Here is a 21787-nt window from a genome sequence, read left to right as displayed (position 1 = left end):
AAAGCGGATATGATATAATAGTCTAGACTGAAAGCGTTTTTGGAAGGAGCCAGAAGAAAGTATGAAAGAATATCTTGCTTCAAGCATCAAGAACGTCATCATCCTGGGACATCTCGGATCCGGAAAGACGTCTTTGGCGGAGTCGCTCATCTACACCGCCGGAGGCGTCGAAAAGAAGGGCGAGGTCGAGAAGAAGAACACCGTCTCCGACTATACCCCGGAAGAGCAGGCGCGCCTCACCTCGCTCTCGACGGCCGTCGTTCCCGTCGAATTCAAGAACACCAAGATCAACTTTCTCGATTGCCCCGGCGCCGACGAGTTCATCGGCGACATCGGGCATGCGATGCGCGTCGCCAACGGCGCAGTGCTCGTCCTCGACGCGACCAAGGGCGTCGAAGTCGGCGCGGAGAAGATGTGGATGGAGATCCGCAAACACAACCTGCCGGCGATCATCTATGTCAACAAGATGGACAAGGAAAACGTCAAGTTCGACGAGGTCCTCAGCCTGATCAAGTCCAAGCTCGGCAAGCAGGCCGTCCCCTTCTGCCTGCCGATCGGCAAGCAGAACGATTTCAACGGCTTCGCCGACATCGTCGAGCTGAAGGCCCGCATCTATGATGGCGCGGCCTGCATCGACGGCGACATCTATCCGGACAAGCTCGACAAGGTCAAGGCGCTCCGGCAAGAACTCGTCGAGACCGTCGCCGGCGCCGACGAAGCGCTCCTCGAGAAGTATTTCAACGGCGAAGAACTCACGATCGACGAGATCAAGCACGGACTCCGCCTCGCCGTGTCCTCCGGCGAAGCCGTTCCCGTCATGGTCGGTTCGGCCACCAAGAACATCGGCCCGCTCACGCTGCTGCACATGATCCGCGAATACTTCCCGGCCGTCTCCGAAAACGCTCCGTCCGAAGGCGTGAAGCCCGGAACCGAAGAGACCGTTTCACGCGCCATGAGCGACGACGAACCCTTCTCGGCCTACGTCTTCAAGACCCTGGTCGACCCGTTCGTCGGCGTCATCAACATCATCCAGATCAAGTCCGGAATGCTCCGAAAGGACCAGGAAGTCGTCGTCTCGCCCACGGGCGAGCTCGAGAAGGCCGGTCCCGTCTTCGCCCTCGTCGGCAAGACCCAGATTCCGCTCGAAGTCGTCCACGCCGGCGACATCTGCGCCGTCACGAAGATGAGCAAGGTCACCACCGACGCGACGATCTCGGACCGCAAGGCCCCGATCGGCTACCCGCGCACGGTGACGCCGAACCCGACGATGTACGTCGCGATCAAGCCGAAGAACAAAGCCGACGAGGACAAGCTCTCCAACGCCCTCGCCAAGATCGTCCTCGAGGACGGCACCTTCGAGATCCGACGCAACAAGGAGACCGCCCAGCTGCTCATCGGCGGCCAGGGGATCATCCACATCGGCTACATCATCGACAAGATGAGGAACGCCTACAAGGTCGACGTCGAGACCGAAGACCAGCAGGTCGTCTATCGCGAAACGATCAAGCAGACCGCGACCGCCGAAGGCCGCTACGTCAAGCAGTCGGGCGGATCGGGCTACTACGGCGTCGTCGTGATGCGCTTCGAGCCGCTGCCCGACAAGGACTACGAGTTCGCCGAGGAAGTCTTCGGCGGCGTCGTTCCGCGCAACTTCTTCCCGGCCGTCGACAAGGGTCTCCAGGAAACCCTCGAACACGGTCCGCTCGCCGGCTTCCCGGTGATCGGCGTCAAGGGCATTCTCACCGATGGCAAGTACCATCCGGTCGACTCGAACGAACTCGCCTTCAAGATGGCCGCCTCGCTCGCCTTCAAGGAAGCCACCCCCAAGGCCAAGCCGACGATCCTCGAACCGATCCACAAGATCGTCGTCACGATCAAGGATGAATACCTCGGCGACGTGCTCGGCGACGTGAACAAGCGCCGCGGCCGCGTCCTCGGGATGGAACCCGCCGAACAGGGCTACCAGAAGGTCGTCGCCGAAGTCCCCGAGGTCGAGATCGTCAAGTATACGATCGACCTCAAGGCCATGACCCAGGGATCCGGCACCTTCACCCGCGAGTTCCTACGCTACGAGGAAGTCCCGGGCAACCTGATCCCGAAGATCGTCGAAGAGCACAAGAAACAGCAAGCCTGACCGACAGCCGCCCAGCGCGGCTGTCTTTTTTTTACAAAACGGCCACAGCGTCCGTCTTGACAAGCGCGCCGTGCATTTGATAATGTATTATGTGTGACAGAGTACTCGGCGCATTCAGCCGTCTCGGCAGAAAAGGATGATACCATGCAGAAGATCGGCCTGCTGCTCGACAGCACCGCAATCACCCGTCCCGACATCGCGACCCGCCCGTTCGTCAAGGTCGCATCGCTCGGCATCACGGTCGACGGCATCGACTCCAGGGAGACGGACGTCTCCGAGGAAACGATGCTCGGCCATCTCCGCACCGCGAAGAAGATGACCACCTCGCAGCCTGCTCCCGGCGACTTCCTGCGCGTCTACGAGGAGTTCCATCGCGAAGGGTTCACGCACGTCCTCGTCGTCACGCTGTCCGACAAGATCTCGGGGACGGCGCAGTCCGCGCTCCTCGCGAAGGGGATGCTGGACGTCCCGCTCGAGGTCGAGGTCCAGCCCACCCGCGTCGCCTCGTTCGGCGTCGCGCTCGGGGCGATGCCGCTGATCGCCGACATCGAGGCGGGCAAGCCCTTCGCCGAGGTCGTCGACCGATGCCGCTCGGTCTTCGCCGACGCCCGCGTCATGTTCACCCTGGCCGACCTGATGAACCTCTTCCGCGGCGGCAGGCTGAACCGCGTGAGCGCGCTCATCGGCACGATCCTTCGGATCAAGCCGGTGATCGAGATGATCGAAGGAAAGCTTCAGCTGACACGACGCGAACGGACCAACCACGCCTGCTACGAGTATTTCCTCGACGCCGTGCGCGCATACCGGAAGATTCACGAACGCGTCGCCGTCGACGTGATCCAGCTGAACCGTGCGGAGTGGGCGCAGAAGCTAACGGACTCGATCCATGCGGAAATGCCGGATGTGGACATCCATGTCACGAACACGCTCTCTCCCGTCTTCTTCATCCATCTGGGCGACCAGGGGTTCGGGATCGCGATGGTCGGCGAGTAAGCCCGTTTCGGAACGGACGGAGGGTGTTCCTCGACAAACGCGGCGAAAAGGCGCGTTTGCGATTTGCCGCTTGACTTTTCATGCCCGATTTAGTATGCTTATAGGTGCGAAAAAACAAAAATAGGCATGGCGAATGTGGCGAAGTGGTTAACGCATCGGATTGTGGCTCCGACACTCGTGGGTTCGATTCCCATCATTCGCCCCACTTTTGTTTAACGCGCGCATGATGGGCTATAGCCAAGTGGTTAAGGCATCGGACTTTGACTCCGAGACCGCTAGTTCAACTCTAGCTAGCCCAGCCAACCGACCCGCTAGCTCAGCCGGTAGAGCATTTGACTTTTAATCAAAGGGTCAGGCGTTCAAATCGCCTGCGGGTCACCACTGAAAATCTCGGCGCGGGTGTGGCGAAATTGGCAGACGCGATAGACTTAGGATCTATTGCCGCAAGGCGTGCAGGTTCAAGCCCTGTCATCCGCACCACATTGCGATCGATCAAGATAAGTACCTTCCATGAACCTCTGTCAACATGGCGCACGATCGGGAGCGCACCATGTCTTGATGTTGATGGCGATTGGCATCACCGTCATCTACAATGATAAATCACGTAATGGCAAAAAGCAACAACATTTTGCATTTTTTGCTTTACGGAAAGGAGATGCCATGGCGACTGCGAAAAAAACACCCGAGACCAGAATCAAGGAAGTGCGAGAAGAACGTCATCTTAGTCAGCATCAGCTCGCGAGACTTGTCGGTATCGATGCATCACAAATATCTCGATACGAACAGGGTCGTGCTATGAGTGATGCCGTGATCAAGAAGATCATCAAAGCGCTTGATCTCAAAGCAGAGTACTTCCTGAAACTGTACGAAGACGATGAAGAGTAATGAATAGCCGGGGAACCGATCCCCGGCTATTGTATTTAATCTATATCGATGTTGTTCAGTATTCCATATTTGTCGTGCCCAGCTTGAGTCTTTTTCGTCGTCATGTGGATGTACATCTCGGTTGTCGAGATGTTTTCATGGCCAAGGGTGTGCTGGACCGTAATCAGATCCGCCCCCATCTCGAGCATAACTGTCGCACCAGTATGACGCATCATGTGCGGATGCAGCCGTTGGATCTGCAGATCCCTCTTGATTCGCTCGAAAACGGATCTCAGATGGCCATAGGTGAAATCGCTATAGGTTCGGTAGTTGAATAGCAGATACTTTCGCTTCGGAGCGAGGCGCATAAGCTTTTGCATCGGCTCTCGAGTCAGATCTGTAAAGTATGCGAACCGCTGCCGCTTCGTTTTCGTCGACGTTAGTCTGATCCGTCCGGATTTGATGTCGATGTTCCGGATCTCGATGTTGCGCAGTTCTGACTGCCTCACCAATGAGTCGAGCAGAAGCAGGATGATGACCTTGACAGTCAGTTCCATCGGGTTATCATCGTCCAGGCGTTTTACATACTTCAGTATCCGCTTGGTGTCGTCATCGCTGATCATGTCGTAGTGGATGACATCCTGGCGAAGCTTCATAAACCCTTCCAGGTAGGGGAAGGATATGCCGGCGTGTCTGTAGATCAACTTTAGGAGCATGATGCGCTTGTTCACAGTAATGTTTCGACAGGTCTTCCTGGAGTATGCGACGAAGCTGTCGATCGTCGCATCGTCGATCTGATCGGTGTCGACGATGCCGGATTCGGAAAAGTACTTAATCAGGGACAGTGCCGTATAGCGTTGGAACCGGACGGTGTCAGGTGCCTTCGTGATTGCGGATGCTGATTGGTAATTCTCGATACATTGGATTACATTCATAATACCCTCCTGGTAGAGGTCCTGCGGTAGCGAAATGTGAATAGCGACATTTCAATGATACAATATAGAACGCAAAATCGATCTACTAAAAATGACTATTCGATGTACAATTAGCAATTATTCCGCAAATGTACAGTAAATCCTTGCCTCGCGTAGTTTGGTATGGTATGATGAAGACGTTCCCTGACTTTTTTACGCTGTCGAGCTTGGGCCGGATGACGTTGTGCACCGGTAACTTGACGCGCTTGTCTCCTCGCCGGCTGCAGTGGAAGGGCCATTGATTCAAGGGGTTAACAGGGACGAGGCCGCTGAAAGATGCGGCCCATTTTTTATTTCTTTCGCCACTTCTCGCGCTGGACCGAATCCCTATAAGCGAGAGCGGAAACCATCTCGAGATCAGATTCACTCGGCCTGGTGACGGTCTTCCCCGGCAGCTTCGTCTCCTTTAGCTTGATCGGTTTTCCCTTCTTGCCGGTGTAGATCACATCCAGTTGTGCAAACGTGGGGGTGCCGTCTTCAGATCTCGGCATCGATGCCAGGCTGGCCTTGTTGTGATCTCCCTTCGAATGCGAGAGCCTGTTCACGGCCACCTTTTCGCCGCTGTACTCGTCGACCAGGTATAAGTGACCACCGCGATGCGGTTTCTCGAAGAAGTGGCCGTCGTCGATGAACAACATCGTCCCCGGGGCTTTAAGCGATCGCGCTTTCTTGAGTTCGACCGATGCCTTCGGTCCGTCATCCTTCGATGCTCTCCCGAGCGCCTTCTGTTTTGTTGCGATGATCTTGCCGACTTTGTCATACTTTCTATTCTTCATGTCATGACCTCCATCATGTAGGATTTACTGAAATATCAGAACGCTCGTCGTTGCCGGCGAGCGTTTTTTTGATCACATGCGTCTCTTCGAAGCGACGCGGCGGTAGTAGGTGTCCTTCAGCTTGGGGTTCTGCTTTCGAAAGAGGAAGTTGAAGATCGCGACCCAGAGGTCCCAGAACAGGAACTTGAGGACGATCGCAAGACCTCTAAACAGATCTACGAGCATAGTATGTCATGTCCTTCCTGGCGGCGCTTTGCCGCCTTTTGCTTGCTGGGGTGACGAGATAGTAGAGGAACTTGCCGACGCCGACCGGGACCAGGACGAACAGGAACCGGAGGACGTGGTAGAGGATCACGAAGATCCACTTGATCACGAAGCCGACGCCCTGGATCACCGCCTTCAGGATCATGGCGATCATCTCGAGCACGACCTTGACGGCCGCGAGGGCGTGGGACAGGAGCACCAGGGCGACCACGGCGACGATGACGCCGATGACGATCTGCCAGTTCTCCTGGAGCCAGGTCCACAGCTGCGTCCACCAGGCGCCCTCCTCGGGGGGCGTGAGGATCTCCTGGTCGATCACCTCGGCCGCGGCCTCGTAGACGACGCCCTGGTAGACGTAGGTGATGTTCGTGATCACGACGTTGGAGATGTCGTAGCCCATCGAGAGGAACTCGCGGAACTGGCCGAGGTGGATCCTGTACAGGTTCAGATCATCGAGATCCGCGACGTCGCCCTCGAGGAGATCCACGTAGTCCGCGAGGACATCGGACGGAAGATCCGCGACGTCGATCGCGGCCAGCTGGTCGACGTTGTACCAGTCGAACAGATCCACGAGGCCGGGGATCGCCGGCATGAGCAGCTGGATCGACAGCCACCACAGCCAGAGGGGCGGCTGGACTTCCGCATCCTCGTCGGCGCTGTAGATGTTGTTGGTCGTGGTCCACTCGCCTTCGCCCAGGATGCCGTTGACGCGGTACCGGAACGACGTCGAGATCGACAGGAGATCCTCGACCTGAAGAGGGAAGAAGCAGTACAGGTAGGCGTTGTCGTTCGCCTCCTTCGCGACGATGCCGTTCAGTTTCAGGCGCTCGACGGTCGTGTACTCGAGCGTGGTGAGGTTCATGGCCATGAAGCCGGCCAGGAGATCCGCAGGATCCTCGACGGTCCCGGCCGCGATCGACGGCACCGGGGGAAGCGATAGATCCGGCTGGAAGTACAGCACGCGATCGCCTTCCTCGGTGGTCGTGTAGCTGATGTTCAACTGCGTCGAGTCGGGGAAGCGGATCGAGGATATGTCGAAGCCGGCCGGGATCGCGACGTCGAAGGCGTAGGTCGTCCCCTCGCCGGTTTCGTCCGTGTCGATCATCGTGAGCGTCCAGGAGTTCGATGCGACTTCGTAGATCTCCGCGGTCCCGATCCGGATGAAGTCATTGATCGAGTCCGGAAGGGCCGCGTAGTCGGTGCCGACGTCGACCAGGGTGTCGATCGCCGTCGCGTACTCGATCACCAGGGTGGCCGAGTAGAAGCGCAGGCCACCGGTGTCGCTGTAGGGCGCACCACCCGACGTCTCCTGGTTCGCCCACCACACCGTCATGGAAGCCGCTGCGGAGAGGTTTTCCGGATCCAGCTGATAGCGGAGCCGTCCGTTCGTCTCCGTCGTTACGCGGCTGTTCGTGTAGTTCCAGAACCCGGCCGGGGCGCTGGTGTAGTAGGTACCCAGGTAGACCAGGATGTAGGCGTCCGAGACGTTTTCGGGATCGTAGTAGTCGAGATCCTCGAGGAGGGCGTCGACGTCGAAGGTGAAACTGTTCCCGGCGCCCATGGTGAGCGCGACATAGCCAGTCGAGTTGTAGTTCGTTGCGTTGGGGTCCACCCCATTGATCGTCATGACGCCGTTCCCGGGGACGAAGTTGCGGGTCTCGCTTGTGATCAGGGTTTCATCTGCCTGGACGAGCGACAGCCCCAGGAGCGGCAGCGCAAGCGCCATGGCGAGGATGATCAGGAGTTTCTTCATGCTAGATGCCTCCGTAGAGGATGGCGGCCGTCAGCTGGCGGCCGCCATCGGGATGGTGTTCAGGCGCTTGCGGTCGTGGTCGTGATCTCCTCGACCGGGGGGATCGTCGTGGTGACGTCCTTCACGAAGAGGAAGTTCCAGACCGGGATGATGATGTGGTCCTTGGTCCACACCGCGGCGCCCTTGACCCAGTTCCAGGCGCCCACCACGACGTCCCAGGTGTCGGCCACGAAGCCGGTCAGCCAGCGCCATGCGCGCTGCAGGCCGGTCGTCGGCTCGTCGGGGGTGACGACGATAATGTCGTCGTCCTCGTCCTCCGGAACGGTCAGCTGGAGGCTGATCTCGTCTTCGGAGCCGTCCTCGTAGGTGACGCGGATCACGACGCTGTGCGCGCCGGCGATGTCCTCGGATCCGGTGTACTCGTCGGTGATGAACGTGACGGTGTACGACAGGTCCGTCGCGAGCATCCCGGACGCCTGGAGGAGCGCGACGAGCTCGGTGCGTGTCATGGATTCGTTCATGCCGAGGTTGATGAAGTAGTCGTCGATCACCCACACCGGGGCGACGTTGTCGACGACCCAGACGCGGACGTCGTGGTACTTGATGTTCCCGGCCGCGTCGGTAGCCTTGTATCGCACCAGGTAGGATCCGATCTCGGTCGCATGGCCGGTGTAGCCGTCCGACACCAGGACGATCGACAGGGATCCAGAGACGTTGTCGACGGCCGACAGGCGCGCCGTGATCTCGGAGAGGGTCATGGTAGCCGTCTTGCCCTTGACGACCTTGATCGGGCCGGAAACGACCGGCAGAACGTCGTCGGACACCGTGACGGTGATCGCCAGGCTGCCGACGTTGCCGGAGGCGTCCGTGCAGGTGATCGTGAGCACGGTGACGCCGGGGGTCGTGAAACTCGGGAACGCCGGAACGACCTTCGAGGCCGTGAGCGTGCCGTAGTAGGCGTCCGTGACGACGATCGAGTCGATCAGCGCTTGGAGCGATTCCGTCGCACTCATGAGCACCGTGTGGGCGTAGGTGGTGACGGCAATGTTGTTGATCTTGAAGACCGGCAGCGTGGTATCGCGCACCGTGACAGGGATCGTCATGAGCGTCGTCTTCCCGAGCGAGTCGGTCGCGGACAGCGTCAGGGCGAAGTTCGATCCGAGCGTCGGGGTGCCGTAGTTCCAGGTGTTCGAGGCGTCGACGACGACCGCGGCCGTGCCGTCTTCGGTGTCGGTGGCCGAGTACTGCGCGAGGATCCCGGCGATTGTGAAGTTCGTGATCTCGATCGTCAGGGACGCGGGTCCGGAGATCTCCGGTGCGTCGTTCGCAAGGACCGTGACGTCGAAGTAGATGTCGCAGACATTGCCGGAAGCATCCTGGATCTCGAGGTGCAGCGTGTAGTGTCCGGGATTGGTGTAGAACTCATACTCGCCCATGTACGGATCCCAGGTGCCGTACATGTAGACGTTCGGCGTGATGTTGTACTTCCAGCCCGATTCCTCGTCATAGGTGTTCGGACCGTAGTACTCGTCGATGATGTCGAACAGCTCGGCCAGTTCATCGAGCGTGATCTGCTCGGTTTCGTCATCGTCGTTGTACCAGGGATCCAGGACGATCGTCGCGCTGGACTGATAGGTCGTTCCGTCGTAGACGATGTACGGCGCGCGGTCGTCGATGATCTCGACGTCGACGCGGAGATAGGCGTAGTTCCCGGACAGGTCGCTCACCCGGAACATGATGAAGTAGTCGCCGCCGACTTCCTGGTCGGTGCCGGTGTAGGAATCCTGGTAGATCTCGATGCGGCTCGTGACGTCGCCGTCCTGGTCGTCGGTTGCGGAGAGCTCGGCCTGGATCTCGGCCGCGGTCGGCAGATCGTAGTACTTCGCATCGACCTGCAGGTTCGAGTAAGTGAACTCCGGCTCGACGTCGTCGATCTCCGTGAAGGTGATCGACACGTTCGCAGCGGTCAGTTCGGAGCGGATGAGGCCATAGTTCCACTCGCCCTGGTCCTCGAGGAACTCGATCACGAAATGCCCATCAGTCACATAGAGGTCATGGATCACGATGGTCGTCCCGGACTCGGTGACGGTGATCGGATAGGTCACCGCGCCGCCGCTGATCCACTCCGCGACCGGGAAGGTGCCGTCCTCGTCGTTCGTGATGGTGGAGTAGTCCTTCCAGTACGCCATTTCGCGGTGCTGCTCGTCGAGCGTGCTGTTCGTGATCGAGATCGTGTAGAATCCGGTCGGAAGGCTGGGATCGTTGTAGCTGAAGATGTGGACGGCCGACGTCTGGATCTTCGTGGCGTCGAACACGTTCGTCGATTCCGCGTCGACGGTCGGGATCTTCGTCATGAACGCCATCGCCACGACGGCCGTCATGATCAGGAGGATGCTGATGATCTTCTTCATGGTCATTTGGATCCTTTCTTGGCCGGTGCTGCCGGCTTCTTGCGCGGTGCCGCTTTCGGAGCGGCCTTGGGGGCGGTGCGCTTCGCCACGGCGATCGCCGGCTTCTTGACCGGTGTCTTCGCCTTGGGGGATGCGGTCTTCTTCGTTGCCATGATGGTCTCCTTCTCTGTTTTGATTTTTAAACTAAACGAAGATCTTCGTTCAATTTACTGTAGTTCATGATGCGCGATGAAGCTTTGGATCGACTCGAAGCGGATCGCGTACATCACGCCGTCGAGGCTCCAGGTGTTGATCCCCAGGAGATTTCCATGGAGATCCACCAGGGCGCCGCCCGAGGAGCCGGCCGCGATCGCCGCATCATGGGCGATCGTATCATACTCCAGCTCGAGTTGCCGGATCAGGACGAAGTCGGTGATCTTGCCCACGGTGATCGATCCGATCGCCCCGAGGGGGTTCCCGATTGCGATCACGGTGTCGTCAACGTCGAAGAAGGATTCGGTGCCGATCCGGAGCGGTTCGATCGCGGATCTGTCGGCCTTGGGGAACGCGATCAGCGCGAGTTCTTCGCCGATCGACGAATCGAGGATCTCGAAGCTGGAGACGACGCCGTCCGACGTCATGACCGTCGCCTCGATCGCGGATCCGACGTCGGTAACGACGTGGAAGTTCGTGATCGCGTAGTAACTGTCATCATCCTGGTAGATGACCGCCGCCGATCCGGCGCGGATCTCGTCCTCCAGGGTGCGGATCCGGATGTAGACGTTCGCCTTGGTGATCTTGTCGATGGTTGCGTGCATGATGGCCTCCAGGTTCGTCGTCTCGGTCGTTGCGGTCGTGGTCGTGATCAAAGCCGGGGAATCCTCGCCGGCGACGCTGGCGCCCAGCGCGAACGCTCCGGTGATCGCCAGGACGACGATCATGGTGCGCATGAAACGGTGGTTACTCTTCTTCCTGGATGTCATCATCGTCCTCCTCGACGTCGTCCTCGAGCTCGTCATCCGGAACGTCCATGGACGCCGCCATGGGGTTTTCCGGAGTCGCTGCCGGCTCTTCGGCTGGTGCTGCTTTCATGACCGCGTCGATCGCGCCGGCGATCGCGGCCATGATCGTTTCGGTGGGTTTCTCGGGTTCCGCTGACGGTTCCGGCTTCGATGCGTCTGCGGCCGTTTTTGGGGCTTTCTTCGGCGGTGCCGGCTGGTCCATGTTCACGATCTTCTTCGGCTTGATCCCGGCGATCTCGTTTAGGACCGGGTAGTTCATGTGCTCGATATTCTTCATCTTGAGCGTCATGTCCGGATCCCATGAGGGAATGTCCTGCCAGCGTTCCTTCGACTTCCTGGCGAGGATCTCGGCCAGGGCTTCCAGGTAGTGGGTGTTGTAACCGCCGTAGCACTGGGTGATCGGGAAGCACAGCTTGATGAGGTAGTTGATCCGGATCGGCTTGTCGTAGGCGAGGGCCTCGCGGAGCGACAGCTCGTTCACGCTGCTGGCTTGTTCGGACCTTGAGACGATCATGTCGACGTAGATGTAGCCGCCGCGGTTCTGCAGCCTGCGGATCGCCATAATCGCCTTGGCGCGTCTCCGGATCTGCCGCTCTTTGGATTTCTTCCGGATCGACTTCTCCACCCAGTACTCGACCCATCGGAGCCACAGGTTCACGAAGAAGATGCGCTTCTCGCCACCGAGGATCTTTGTCTGCTCGAGCACGGTCACGAACGCGGTGTCGAGCTCGCGGATCGACTTCTCGGTGCGCTCGCTCTTTTGACCGACCTGGAACCACACTGACGACTCGCCGAGCAAATGACGGAAGAATGCCTTGAAGTTCCGTGTACCGGACTTGATCGCGGATCCCTTCTTCCCGATGTTCGGATAGAAGGCGTCTGCCTCGGTCTCGTCGATGATGACGCCGCCGACGATCGGCCAGGCCCATTTCGCGGTGTCCTGCTGGATCGCTGTGTAGTTCGTCGAGAAGACTTTCGCCATCATCCCGGTCTCGCGGTCCTCGATGTATGGCTGGTTCGTGATCACATATTCCGGCAGGTAGTTCACGCGGACGTAGAGGAGCGAGTACTTGATCAGTAGCGCGATGAAGTGCTGCTTCTGGATGCCGTCGTCGTACTTCATGGCGATCTTTTCGACGACGTCCTTCGCCGGTTGCTTCCTCATGGTGTAGAGCTCCTGGAGGTGCGCTTCCGGGTCGATCTCTTTCCGGTATGTCGGCTTAAGGAAGCAGTCGTTCGCCTTCATGATCTCGATGAACTTCCCGAAGAACTCGGTCTTCGAGTTGGTCATGAGGGCCTCGTGGTTTTCCTGCAGCTCGTCGTCGAGGGCGTCGAAGTCATAGGGGAAGCAGATGATCCGGATCTCGTCCATTTCTTCGATGTTGTGCCGGACCAGGTCCTCGCGGAGGATCCGGATGATCGCGTTCGCCGTCGAGTCCTTGCCGGCGCCGCGGAATCCGGAGTACTTGACGCTCCGGGGGAACTTCACCCGGACGAAGTCGGCCGTCAGCTCGGATCTGATTTCATGGACGTACCACTTCCCGAACAGACCGTGGTAGATCCTCGCGACCAGGATCACAGCCGCGAACACGCCGGCGACTTTCAATTCTTCGATGATGAAGTGCCGCAGATCGTAGTTCAGGAACGAGTTGATCAGATGGTAGAGCGATACCAGGACGCCGACGACGATCATGATGGTCCTGATCGTCTTCTGTCCCTCGTAGATCCGGACATAGAGACCGCGAAGCTTGCGGCCGATCCCGAGGATCATCCGGGGGCCGTCGCGCGTTTCGCCTGCAGTTCTTTCACGGCCGCGCTGGTGAGATCCGTCTGCGAGATCTGGTCGAGGATCGCCTTGATGCCGGTGGTCCGGAGCTGTGCCAGGAGTCCGGGATCGAACGTCCGCGGATCCAGGGTGATCTCACGCGAGATCGTCTCCCACTGGTAGGTGGACGCATTCACCGACCGATCCGACTTCCGGACGATCAGCTGCAGATCCTCGAACCGCTTCAGGAACTTCTCGAGCGTGCTCACCGGCACGCCGGTCGCCCTGGAGATCTCCTCGTTCGACTTCGTGAGGACCTTGGCGTTCAGGATCTCCTGGTAGATCCACACGAAGACGCCGAGCTGCCGCTTCGTCAGAAGGGCGATGATGCTGTTGTCGATCATATTACGCTGCACTCCTTTCTTTCGGTTTTGAGAAATAAAGCAAAAAAGGCATCGAAAAGAATCCGATGCCCCGGGCGTGGTTGTAGTGTGCTGTGGTGACTCAATCATAGCACATCGGCCGGCACCATGACAAGCCATGGTCATTGAGGAATCATTCCACAAACTTGTAAACGATTCTTTACGTCGGTGAACCGTCCGCGACGGTATCTACTTCCAATGGTCTTTAGACCATTGAAAAATCAATTACAAAGAACAAATAATGACATACGACTTTTATAAACCACTTCCCGGATCCCGGAGGACCATATACGAAAAATAGACGAATTAAACAAAAATCCGGATCCCCATGACGGCGGATCCGGATTTCGTTCGATTTGGATGAAGGGGAAAAGCCCCGGAGGATCTCCGCGGCTCATTCGAGGATGTATGACGCGACGAGGACGAGGTCGCGATTGAAGAGGGACTTCATGGAGCGTTGCAGCTTCTTTTCGATCATATACAGGTTCCGGTAGGCGCGCTTCGTCTTGCAGCGAAGTGCCAGCCGGCACTCGGCCGTGTATTCCGGAATGATCTGATCCAGGTCGTCGAGCTCGTCATGCTCCAGTTCGCAGTCCTGGATCACCGCCTTCCAGATGTCCTTCGCGTCCTTGAACTCAATCTCGTCCATCGTGATCAGATCCGCGAGGTATTTCCGGCGCTGCGCTTTCAGTAAATGCTTGAGGCCCTCGGTGAATGTTTTTACCGCTTGCTTGACCAATGAGAAGATCCTGTACCGCACGCCCTTGCGCATCCGGATGCTGATGGCGCGATCCGGATCGTAGAGCGAGTACAGGGGGATGATGTTAAGCCAATTTGCCGTGATCCGATGCGCGGATCCGGTCTTGCCATGTGTGTGGATCTGTTCGACGGTGAACGTCTTCCGGTCCTGCTTGAGGATCTGCAGCGCGTCTGCGACCTTGCGCTCGGCGCGTGCGATCGTATCCAGGTCGCGCTCGTTGGTGGCGAGCCAGCCGAGTTTCTCGGCGATCGTCCGGTTCTGTATGTAGGAATGGTCCTTGCGGATCGAGTACAGGTGAACGATCAGATAATGCTCGAGCTTGAGCCATACGTTGTGATCCTCCCGGGCATAAAAACGCTGGAAGGGATTCTTGCCGACGCCGTGCAGCTGGATCTTGTAGTTCTTCTGCAGTTGTGAGTTGATCCACGCTGCAGCCTTCACCGGAGCGATCGTACCGTCGAGAATCTGCTTGACGCCCAGGCCGAGATCATACGCTCGGTGGCACAGTTGCAGGAGATCGGCCGGGAACCCGGACATATCGCGCGATCTCGTGATCTCGTTCATGTACTCCTCGAAACGTTGCTGTTTCATCCAGGTTCCCTCCTCTCTCTTGCTGCTTGTCAGTCGATTCCGAGAATGTTCTGTAGTGTCTCCCGGACGGCCTTTTTGGTGTTCTCGCCGTCCTGGTGAAGCATGTCGATGCATTGAACCAACGCCGATGCGAGCTTGAGCGTGTCGATCGCGAACGACGCAACGATCGCTCCGGACTTCATATGGATGAACAGGTTGACCGAGTGCCTGGTTGCGTACTCGAGCGCGTGACGGACCGCCGCATCCTTGGTGGCGTGGATCTTGAGGGCGCGATCAGCTCCCTTGAGCGTCACCGCCCATCCCTGGGTGCGTGGGATCACATGGACGGAGGATGTGGAGCTCATGCTTGGAACTCCGATCGCGGAACGAAGATCAGATCACCGAATCCTTGGATCTTGATGGTCTCCGTCGCCGCGCTTCTGCTGACCATGGATTTTTCCCACATGAACAGGCCGACCGTTTGCAGTACGATGTCGGTGACGATTTCGTCGCCGGCGTCGGTTCGGTTGATGATTTCGTGGTTTTTGGTGTCAACGAGCAGCATCATGTGTTCACCATCGCCGGAACCGGGCTTTCGAACTCGCGCTTCCTCGTCGACGTCGCGCTTGATCTCGACCTGGTAGACATCCAGGTGATCCACCTTTCGAACGCGGCCATGATCGGGACGATCGTTTGATCGTCAGCCCATGGCGCGAAGCTCACGAACCCGGTCTTCTCGAAGGAGATTGCCGGCCTGCAATCGAAGTATGACCCCCGAACCTCATAGAAGGCATACGCGATCCCCTCGTCCGAGTTCACCCGGTACCGAAGTGGCAGGAGATCCATTTTGATGCCATGGAACGCGGCGAACTCCGCGACCAGGCAGTCGCCCAGACGCACGAGTGCCTTCGCGTCGATGTCGAGATAGGTGATTTTGTTCCGGATCATGAGATCCCTGGCTTCTTGTGATGTCATGCGATCCTCCTGAATGGTGCTGTCGATGAACCCGGCCGAGCCGTGGACGAAGGTGCCCTTGTCGCGCCGGAAGCGGAGCGGCGGCGGTCACATTACATCCCCAAAAACTAACAAAAACGTAAGAATACCTTCTTTGGCTGAAAAGCCAAAGTGCAACGCACCCGGAGAACAGAACCGCCGATCAGGCGGTTCGAACCGCCATCCGGTCGCCGGGTGTCCCCGGCCGGCGCTGGTGTCCCCGGGGGGCATGGGCGACGTCGACGTCGTCGACGGCCGGAGATCTTCTCGGCGCGGAGTCGATTTACTAAATCGCGCCAGCACGCCGCACGATGAACATCGGGTTCCGGATCTTCTCCTGCAGGTAGAGTGTGATCAACGCCGGCGACACATGCAGCGCCGCTGCAGCTTCGCGCTGGGATTGGTAGGTGACGACCTTTCCATCGGACCGGATCACATCGATCCGCTTCTCGTTGTACCTTCGTGTTGTCGGATCAGGCACGAAGGATCCATCGACGATGCGTTCCCAGGTAGCGATTGCTGCGCGTGAGTACCCTGCCCGGTGGAAATATCGCTCCTTGATGTCGAAGCGCTCCTTGGCAGACGTTGTTCGCTTCCGGGCTTGTGCAGCCTGGGCGGCAGCCTTGGAGATCGCCATGGCGGCCGCGTCTCTTGATTTCACTACATTGGCCATGGTGAAGATCTCCTTCCTGATCGAAGCCTTTCACGGCGGCAGTGTGACCACCACAGCACACTACCACGCCGGGGCGGAGGGGGTTCCCAGGTTGTGAAGGGCTTCGATCAGGAGCCGGATCAGGTCCGGCCCATGGGTTCATATTTCGCTTGGCACGTTTTGTTGTAAGTCTCCATCAGCACGTTGTTTCGCCTGTCCTTGCGGCTTTTGTAGAAGGGGCAGCCGGAGCACACCGCCGCCTTCGTCGCGTTGCAACGGCCGCCGTCGTAGGCGAAGCAGTCCACGTTCGTGGCCTTGCTTGGCTTGTGAGATCCTACCTGCTTCATAGCATCCCACCGACGAGCTGCGGCGTCTTCCGAATCATGACCGGTCCGTGGATGATACGATCCAGGAAATCGAGCGTGATCTCGGGGATGTTGACCTTGTCGATGTCATCCATCGGCTTCATGATGACTCCATCACCGTCCTCGAAGCGTTTGTACTGCACGAAGCGCTTGATCTCATGAACGGCTGGGAAGGGGTAGCCGAGGCGCTCCACGGCCGCCTTCATGAGGTTTGGCGTGGCGTTCAGCCGGACGAAGAAGACGAGGGGAAGCCGGAGTTCCGAGCGTTGGATCCAAAGATCGAACTGGTTCGCAGCTTCCTTCGGTGAATTGAAGATGAAGGTGAAGGTCCTCCGGGTAGACAGATCCAGCTGCGAGATCGTCCGCGACTTGTCTTCCAGGTTGATGATGTAGTCCTTGCCGTTACTGCAGGCGATGAAACCCCTCATGGCCGGCTCACCTGTTCATGATCCGAGGCTTCGACGACGAACTGATAGTCGACCAGGGCGATCACCAGTGCATAGATCCATTCAGCCGAGATCTCCGGCGACGTGAAGCGGAAGCTGGTGGATCCGAATTGTGCTGTCGCGCACAAGCTGTCATGACGTTTCATGACCAGGAGCGACATGTCCGGCTCACGCCGGGGATCCCGGTAGATCTGCAGCGCCGTCGCGGTGCTTTTCAGATACTCTCGGATGTCTTGCATTTCGATTCGTTTCATCATACCCTCCTTGGAGTAAAAAAGCACCAGCATTCATGACGGCGTGGCCGTCAGTAGCTGGTGCTCGTTTTCATCTGGTATCGTAGTGTGTACATGTCGGCCCTCGAGTTGATTTTTTATTTCGAGGATAGGCACTTAGGATCTATTGCCGCGAGGCATGCAGGTTCGAACCCTGTCATCCGCACCACCTTCCATCGCACGGCAGCATAGGACAGGCATCGGACTTCCGTCCGGTGCCTTTTCAATCGATCAGGGCCGGAATCGATCCGAATCCGATGATTTTCAGGCCGAAAACGCATCCCCGCCTTGCATCCCGGCGGAGATTGAGATACTATGATTATTCAAGGAAGTGGGGCTTGATCATGATGAACGCCTACGGAGCCATCGCCGTCATCGCGGCCGTGGACTGTCAGAAGAACGGAACGAAACCGAGCGACGCGTGGAAGAAGTTCGCGGATGCGTATTACGGTCTAGATTCCGGCGTCACCCGCCCGGTCACCGAAAAGGCCGGTCCGCGGAACACCTTCATCGCCCTGTGCAACCTCGGGTTCGTCCCCGGCGTGCGCCGGTCGCTCTTCGACAGCAGCCGGATCAAGGAGAACGCCGGCTATGCGGAGAAGGCGGTCGAAATCCTCCGCGGTCATCCCGAACTGTGCCGGACGCCGACGGAACTGTGGCCGCTCGTCCATCCGACGCTCGAGCATCAGGGTCAGATGGACGTGGTCTGCGCCCTCTTCGACGCCGGCCTGCTCACGATCTCGCCATAAGGAGCGGCGCCGCCCGTCCTCACCCGGGGGGGCGGTCTCATGACGAAAAATGCATTGTGCCCAATGCGTTTTTTCTTTCTTCGGAGCACGTTTGCGGTTTCGCTTCATTCTTGTTGATTATATTCCGTGAAGTGATTATAATATCACTTGTTTCCATCCCCCATGGACCGCTTTCCCCGTCGTTCGCATGATTTCGAGGGATTCCCGCGGGTTCATCGGTTATAATGGAAAGAGGATGTCCGCCGGAATCGATTCCGACGACGCAAGCCCCTCGAGGAGGTTCCGTCCATGCCCGAACAGATGATCAAGAAGCTCATCGAACTTGACAAGTTCGCACGCCAGAAGGTGGAGAGCGCCCAGAAGGAGAAGGACGAACTCGAGGACTTCCTCAAGTCCGCCCGCCGCGCCCTTCTGAAGGACGAGACCGCGAAGACCCAGGCGGCGATCCGCGAAGCCCTCGAACTGGGGGAACGGGACAAGGTCGCGAAAGCCGCGGAACTGAAGGACGATTTCGAAGCGACCCTGAAGGACATCGAGGCGCGTTACGCCGAACGCCGCGACGAATGGGTCGAGGCGCTTTTCAAGGCCTGCCTTGAATGACCGTCCGGTAGGGAGACCGACAGATGAACTTCGCCGGTAACGCCATCATCGCGAAAGCCAAGGCCGTCTACGGACGTTCGCTGTCCGCCGACGACTATGAAGCGCTCCTCAAGAAAAAGTCCGTTCCCGAAATCGCGTCGTATCTTCGCGTCCACCCGCATTTCACCGACACGCTGAAGGACATCCCGGCCGATTCGATCCACCGCGGCCGACTCGAAGCGCTGATCAAGAAGAACGAGTTCGACCACGTCCTGCGGCTCATCAAGTTCGTCGACGTCAAGGACTGCGGTTTCTACCAGCTGAACATCGTCAAGCGCGAGATCGCGATCCTTCTCGAAATCATACGCGCGATGATTTCCGAGTCGATGGAGACCGAGGTATCGGACGTCCCGTCCTTCATGAAGAAACATTCCTCGTTCGACATCTACCGCGCATCCCAGTCCAAGACCTTCGAGGAGCTCCTCCAGGTCGTCGCCAGGACGCCCTACCATGCGGTCCTGAAACCGTATGCGCCGACCGAAGACAAGGATCTCGACTACGTGATGGTGGAGCACGCGCTCGAACTCCACTACTACGACCGCACCTTCGCCGAGATCGCGAAGAACTACCGCGGCACGCTCCGGAAGGATCTCGAGACGATCTACCTCACGAAGATCGAACTCGAGAACATCACGAAGATCTATCGCCTCAAGAAATTCTACAAGGCCACCCCGGGGACGATCAAGTCGACCCTGATCCACAAATACTCGCGCATCAGCGAGCGGAAGTTCGACGAGATCATCGCCCTGCCGGACCCGAACCTGATACTCCAGTACCTCGACAAATCCGAATACCAGCGTTTTCTCGACGAGAAGGAATACGTCTACGTCGAATACTATGCCGAACGGATCAAGTACAACCTCGCCAAGCGGTTCATGTACTTCTCCGCCGCCGTCCCAAAGGTCTTCGCCGCATTCGAGCTTCTGAACGAGATCGAAACGGCCAACCTCGTCAACATCATCGAAGGCATCCGATACCAGCTCAGCGAAGCCGAGATCAAGCGGATGCTCATCTACTGAAAGGGGATCCTCCATGGCCATTGCGAAAATCAAACTGGTGACGATCACATCCAACCTGAGCAGCCTCGATCGGATCCTGATGCGCTTCATCGACCTCGAGAAATTCCATCCCGTGCCGGCGAGCGGCATCGTCGACTCCGTCCACGGCCTCACCTCCTTCCAGCCGGACAACTTCTGCGCCGGCGTCCTCGCCGAACTCAACCAGTTCGAAAAGGAGTTCGGGATGATCATCCCGACTTCGGAGATCCGCAGCCTCGACTACGATTTCGAGGCGATGCGCAAGTCGATCACAGAAGACCACGAGGAGATGAAGCGTCACAACGACCGCATCCGCGACCTGACGGAACAGATCCGCAAGTACGAGGATGCGCTCAAGCAGGTCCACAACATCGCCTCGATGGACGTCTCGTTCGACGACCTGTTCGAATGCAAGTACCTGTACGCCCGGCTTGGCCGACTGCCCATCGACAGCGTCGAGAAGCTCAAGTATTACCGGAACCGCCCGTTCGTCTTCAAGTCCTTCTCCCAGGACGAGGATTCGAGCTGGTGCCTCTATCTGACCTCGCCCGAGTATGAACGCGAGGTCGACAACATCTTCTCCTCGCTCTTCTTCGAACGCATCCACATTCCGGACTTCGTTCACGGAACGCCCGAAAAGGCGGCGGAGACGCTTGAGAAGGAGATCCGCGACCTCGAGGGTCAGATCGGCACCCTCAAGGCCGAGATGACGGCGCTCTCCGACACCTACAGCCACGAGCTCGCCTCGACCAAGAGCGAACTGATGTTCCTGAACCAGATCTTCGAAGCGAAGAAGTACGTCGTCGGCCTCGGCGACCGCTTCACGATCTCCGGCTTCACCGAGGAATCGAACATCGACCATGTGAAGCGGCAGTTCGCCGACATTCCCGACGTCGAACTCGAGTTCCGGCCGCCGACGAGCGACAAGCGGATCACGCCGCCGACCAAACTTCACAACGGCTGGTTCTCCAAGCCGTTCGGGATGTTCGTCGAGATGTACGGCGTCCCCTCCTATGGCGAAGTCGACCCCACGCCGTTCTTCGCGATCACCTACTCGATCCTCTTCGGCGTCATGTTCGGAGATCTCGGACAAGGTCTCGTCCTGGCGCTCCTCGGATTTTTACTCGCGAAGTTCAAGCACATGAAGCTCGGCGAGATCGCGATCCGCATCGGCATCTCCTCGGCCTTCTTCGGACTGCTCTACGGATCCTTCTTCGGCAACGAGGAACTCCTCACGCCGCTCTTCACCGACGTCCTCGGCCTCGCCAAAAAGCCGATCGAGGTGATGGATTCGGCCTTCACGATGACGCTTCTGATCGCGGCCGTCGGGATCGGCGCCGTCCTCATCATCCTCTCGATGGCGATGGGCGTGTACACGAATCTCCGCCGGAAACATTATGCGACCGCCTTCTTCTCGAGCAACGGCCTCGCCGGCCTGGTCTTCTACGGCTACCTGCTCGCGGGGCTTGCGCTGTCGGTCGCCGGCATCGCCAACCTGCTCGTTCCCGCGCTGATGATCCCGTTTCTCGGCATCCCGCTCGTGCTCATCTTCCTGAAGGAGCCGATTGAACGCCGGATGGAAGGCAAGAAGATGTTTCCGAACGGGTTCGGCGGCTTCTTCGTGGAAGGGTTCTTCGAACTCTTCGACGTCCTGCTCTCCTACATCACCAACACGATGTCGTTCATGCGTGTCGGCGGCTTCATCCTGTCGCACGCCGGCATGATGCTGGTCGTCTCCAGCCTGATGTCGATGGTGGCGAGCGGCAGCTGGGCGGTCGCCGTCTTCGGCAACATCTTCGTGATGGGGCTGGAAGGCCTCATCGTCGGCATCCAGGTCCTGCGTCTCGAATTCTACGAAATGTTCTCCCGCTATTACGAAGGCAACGGCATCGCCTTCCAGCCGATCAAGTAATCCGGCCCCGCCGATCATAGAACGACCCATGGAGG

Annotated in this window: 23 protein-coding genes and 4 tRNA genes; 11 read left to right on the top strand and 16 right to left on the bottom strand. The window is 58.3% G+C overall.

Annotation, left to right across the window (positions count from 1 at the left end; translation table 11 throughout):
• Positions 1 to 61 precede the first annotated feature (61 nt).
• From WC509_02185 to WC509_02155, 7 genes are all read left to right on the top strand, one after another.
• The gene (locus tag WC509_02185) at positions 62 to 2134 is read left to right on the top strand and encodes an elongation factor G (GenBank protein MFA5006264.1); all 2073 of its coding nucleotides are present in this window, start codon (positions 62 to 64) and stop codon (positions 2132 to 2134) included.
• Positions 2135 to 2278: 144 nt separating this feature from the next.
• Positions 2279 to 3127, top strand: a complete 849-nt coding sequence (locus WC509_02180) for a DegV family protein (GenBank protein ID MFA5006263.1) — start codon at positions 2279 to 2281, stop codon at positions 3125 to 3127.
• A 129-nt stretch (positions 3128 to 3256) separates the two neighbouring features.
• Positions 3257 to 3332, top strand: a tRNA-His gene (locus WC509_02175).
• Positions 3333 to 3354: 22 nt separating this feature from the next.
• Positions 3355 to 3429: transfer RNA gene (locus WC509_02170), tRNA-Gln, on the top strand.
• 3 nt (positions 3430 to 3432) lie between these two features.
• Positions 3433 to 3508 (top strand) — tRNA-Lys (locus tag WC509_02165).
• Between the two features lie 14 nt (positions 3509 to 3522).
• A tRNA-Leu gene (locus WC509_02160) sits at positions 3523 to 3607 on the top strand.
• A gap of 30 nt (positions 3608 to 3637) precedes the next feature.
• A complete protein-coding gene (locus WC509_02155; GenBank protein MFA5006262.1) occupies positions 3638 to 4012 on the top strand; it encodes a helix-turn-helix transcriptional regulator in 375 nt (124 codons plus the stop codon).
• A gap of 35 nt (positions 4013 to 4047) precedes the next feature.
• Here WC509_02155 and WC509_02150 read toward each other — a convergent pair whose 3' ends face one another.
• The 16 genes from WC509_02150 to WC509_02075 all read right to left on the bottom strand — a co-directional run bounded on the left by WC509_02150 (position 4048) and on the right by WC509_02075 (position 17397).
• The gene (locus tag WC509_02150; GenBank protein MFA5006261.1) at positions 4048 to 4926 is read right to left on the bottom strand and encodes a tyrosine-type recombinase/integrase; all 879 of its coding nucleotides are present in this window, start codon (positions 4924 to 4926) and stop codon (positions 4048 to 4050) included.
• 329 nt (positions 4927 to 5255) lie between these two features.
• A complete protein-coding gene (locus WC509_02145; protein MFA5006260.1) occupies positions 5256 to 5741 on the bottom strand; it encodes a hypothetical protein in 486 nt (161 codons plus the stop codon).
• Positions 5742 to 5813: 72 nt separating this feature from the next.
• Positions 5814 to 5966, bottom strand: a complete 153-nt coding sequence (locus WC509_02140) for a hypothetical protein (GenBank protein ID MFA5006259.1) — start codon at positions 5964 to 5966, stop codon at positions 5814 to 5816.
• Positions 5947 to 7758, bottom strand: a complete 1812-nt coding sequence (locus WC509_02135; GenBank protein MFA5006258.1) for a hypothetical protein — start codon at positions 7756 to 7758, stop codon at positions 5947 to 5949. Before WC509_02135 ends, WC509_02140 begins: the two co-directional genes overlap by 20 nt.
• Positions 7759 to 7817: 59 nt before the next feature.
• Entirely contained in the window at positions 7818 to 10169 is a 2352-nt protein-coding gene (locus WC509_02130) for a hypothetical protein (GenBank protein MFA5006257.1), read from the bottom strand.
• Between the two features lie 2 nt (positions 10170 to 10171).
• Positions 10172 to 10321, bottom strand: a complete 150-nt coding sequence (locus WC509_02125) for a hypothetical protein (GenBank protein MFA5006256.1) — start codon at positions 10319 to 10321, stop codon at positions 10172 to 10174.
• A 54-nt stretch (positions 10322 to 10375) separates the two neighbouring features.
• On the bottom strand, positions 10376 to 11131 hold the full coding sequence (locus WC509_02120) for a serine protease (protein ID MFA5006255.1): 756 nt from the start codon (positions 11129 to 11131) through the stop codon (positions 10376 to 10378).
• Positions 11109 to 12941: a hypothetical protein gene (locus WC509_02115; protein MFA5006254.1), complete on the bottom strand. Its 1833-nt coding sequence runs from the start codon at positions 12939 to 12941 to the stop codon at positions 11109 to 11111. Before WC509_02115 ends, WC509_02120 begins: the two co-directional genes overlap by 23 nt.
• Entirely contained in the window at positions 12938 to 13339 is a 402-nt protein-coding gene (locus WC509_02110) for a hypothetical protein (GenBank protein MFA5006253.1), read from the bottom strand. Before WC509_02110 ends, WC509_02115 begins: the two co-directional genes overlap by 4 nt.
• Before the next feature lie 412 nt (positions 13340 to 13751).
• Complete coding sequence (locus WC509_02105; protein MFA5006252.1) at positions 13752 to 14708, bottom strand: hypothetical protein; 957 nt, start codon at positions 14706 to 14708, stop codon at positions 13752 to 13754.
• A gap of 29 nt (positions 14709 to 14737) precedes the next feature.
• Positions 14738 to 15052: a DUF2188 domain-containing protein gene (locus tag WC509_02100; protein MFA5006251.1), complete on the bottom strand. Its 315-nt coding sequence runs from the start codon at positions 15050 to 15052 to the stop codon at positions 14738 to 14740.
• On the bottom strand, positions 15049 to 15255 hold the full coding sequence (locus WC509_02095; GenBank protein ID MFA5006250.1) for a hypothetical protein: 207 nt from the start codon (positions 15253 to 15255) through the stop codon (positions 15049 to 15051). Before WC509_02095 ends, WC509_02100 begins: the two co-directional genes overlap by 4 nt.
• Positions 15252 to 15662 carry a hypothetical protein gene (locus WC509_02090; GenBank protein ID MFA5006249.1) on the bottom strand — a complete coding sequence of 137 codons (411 nt, stop codon included), beginning with the start codon at positions 15660 to 15662 and terminating at the stop codon, positions 15252 to 15254. The genes WC509_02095 and WC509_02090 overlap by 4 nt, the downstream gene beginning before the upstream one ends.
• Before the next feature lie 304 nt (positions 15663 to 15966).
• A complete protein-coding gene (locus tag WC509_02085) occupies positions 15967 to 16353 on the bottom strand; it encodes a hypothetical protein (GenBank protein ID MFA5006248.1) in 387 nt (128 codons plus the stop codon).
• A gap of 322 nt (positions 16354 to 16675) precedes the next feature.
• Entirely contained in the window at positions 16676 to 17125 is a 450-nt protein-coding gene (locus WC509_02080) for a hypothetical protein (GenBank protein MFA5006247.1), read from the bottom strand.
• Complete coding sequence (locus WC509_02075) at positions 17122 to 17397, bottom strand: hypothetical protein (protein ID MFA5006246.1); 276 nt, start codon at positions 17395 to 17397, stop codon at positions 17122 to 17124. The genes WC509_02080 and WC509_02075 overlap by 4 nt, the downstream gene beginning before the upstream one ends.
• Positions 17398 to 17753: 356 nt before the next feature.
• Between WC509_02075 and WC509_02070 the strand changes: the two genes are divergently transcribed.
• The 4 genes from WC509_02070 to WC509_02055 all read left to right on the top strand — a co-directional run bounded on the left by WC509_02070 (position 17754) and on the right by WC509_02055 (position 21752).
• Complete coding sequence (locus WC509_02070) at positions 17754 to 18164, top strand: hypothetical protein (protein MFA5006245.1); 411 nt, start codon at positions 17754 to 17756, stop codon at positions 18162 to 18164.
• Between the two features lie 288 nt (positions 18165 to 18452).
• Positions 18453 to 18764, top strand: coding sequence for a hypothetical protein (locus WC509_02065; protein MFA5006244.1), 312 nt, complete (start codon positions 18453 to 18455; stop codon positions 18762 to 18764).
• Positions 18765 to 18787: 23 nt separating this feature from the next.
• Positions 18788 to 19822, top strand: coding sequence for a V-type ATPase subunit (locus WC509_02060; protein MFA5006243.1), 1035 nt, complete (start codon positions 18788 to 18790; stop codon positions 19820 to 19822).
• 13 nt (positions 19823 to 19835) lie between these two features.
• Positions 19836 to 21752, top strand: coding sequence for a V-type ATPase 116kDa subunit family protein (locus WC509_02055; protein ID MFA5006242.1), 1917 nt, complete (start codon positions 19836 to 19838; stop codon positions 21750 to 21752).
• Positions 21753 to 21787 lie beyond the last annotated feature (35 nt).

The organism is Candidatus Izemoplasmatales bacterium, from assembly GCA_041649275.1.
GTDB lineage: Bacteria > Bacillota_I > Bacilli_A > Izemoplasmatales > Hujiaoplasmataceae > UBA12489.
This window is presented reverse-complemented; position numbering and strand designations above follow the sequence as displayed.

Bases quoted from the DNA above. Each gene is read 5' to 3' on its own strand.
- WC509_02145 (MFA5006260.1), bottom strand. From the start codon at position 5,741: ATGAAGAATAGAAAGTATGACAAAGTCGGCAAGATCATCGCAACAAAA.
- WC509_02075 (MFA5006246.1), bottom strand. From the start codon at position 17,397: ATGAAACGAATCGAAATGCAAGACATCCGAGAGTATCTGAAAAGCACC.
- WC509_02140 (MFA5006259.1), bottom strand. From the start codon at position 5,966: ATGCTCGTAGATCTGTTTAGAGGTCTTGCGATCGTCCTCAAGTTCCTG.
- WC509_02060 (MFA5006243.1), top strand. From the start codon at position 18,788: ATGAACTTCGCCGGTAACGCCATCATCGCGAAAGCCAAGGCCGTCTAC.
- WC509_02090 (MFA5006249.1), bottom strand. From the start codon at position 15,662: ATGACATCACAAGAAGCCAGGGATCTCATGATCCGGAACAAAATCACC.
- WC509_02085 (MFA5006248.1), bottom strand. From the start codon at position 16,353: ATGGCCAATGTAGTGAAATCAAGAGACGCGGCCGCCATGGCGATCTCC.
- WC509_02055 (MFA5006242.1), top strand. From the start codon at position 19,836: ATGGCCATTGCGAAAATCAAACTGGTGACGATCACATCCAACCTGAGC.
- WC509_02080 (MFA5006247.1), bottom strand. From the start codon at position 17,125: ATGAGGGGTTTCATCGCCTGCAGTAACGGCAAGGACTACATCATCAAC.
- WC509_02105 (MFA5006252.1), bottom strand. From the start codon at position 14,708: ATGAAACAGCAACGTTTCGAGGAGTACATGAACGAGATCACGAGATCG.
- WC509_02100 (MFA5006251.1), bottom strand. From the start codon at position 15,052: ATGAGCTCCACATCCTCCGTCCATGTGATCCCACGCACCCAGGGATGG.
- WC509_02130 (MFA5006257.1), bottom strand. From the start codon at position 10,169: ATGAAGAAGATCATCAGCATCCTCCTGATCATGACGGCCGTCGTGGCG.
- WC509_02065 (MFA5006244.1), top strand. From the start codon at position 18,453: ATGCCCGAACAGATGATCAAGAAGCTCATCGAACTTGACAAGTTCGCA.
- WC509_02180 (MFA5006263.1), top strand. From the start codon at position 2,279: ATGCAGAAGATCGGCCTGCTGCTCGACAGCACCGCAATCACCCGTCCC.
- WC509_02155 (MFA5006262.1), top strand. From the start codon at position 3,638: ATGAACCTCTGTCAACATGGCGCACGATCGGGAGCGCACCATGTCTTG.
- WC509_02150 (MFA5006261.1), bottom strand. From the start codon at position 4,926: ATGAATGTAATCCAATGTATCGAGAATTACCAATCAGCATCCGCAATC.
- WC509_02120 (MFA5006255.1), bottom strand. From the start codon at position 11,131: ATGACATCCAGGAAGAAGAGTAACCACCGTTTCATGCGCACCATGATC.
- WC509_02135 (MFA5006258.1), bottom strand. From the start codon at position 7,758: ATGAAGAAACTCCTGATCATCCTCGCCATGGCGCTTGCGCTGCCGCTC.
- WC509_02110 (MFA5006253.1), bottom strand. From the start codon at position 13,339: ATGATCGACAACAGCATCATCGCCCTTCTGACGAAGCGGCAGCTCGGC.
- WC509_02185 (MFA5006264.1), top strand. From the start codon at position 62: ATGAAAGAATATCTTGCTTCAAGCATCAAGAACGTCATCATCCTGGGA.
- WC509_02095 (MFA5006250.1), bottom strand. From the start codon at position 15,255: ATGATGCTGCTCGTTGACACCAAAAACCACGAAATCATCAACCGAACC.
- WC509_02125 (MFA5006256.1), bottom strand. From the start codon at position 10,321: ATGGCAACGAAGAAGACCGCATCCCCCAAGGCGAAGACACCGGTCAAG.
- WC509_02115 (MFA5006254.1), bottom strand. From the start codon at position 12,941: ATGATCCTCGGGATCGGCCGCAAGCTTCGCGGTCTCTATGTCCGGATC.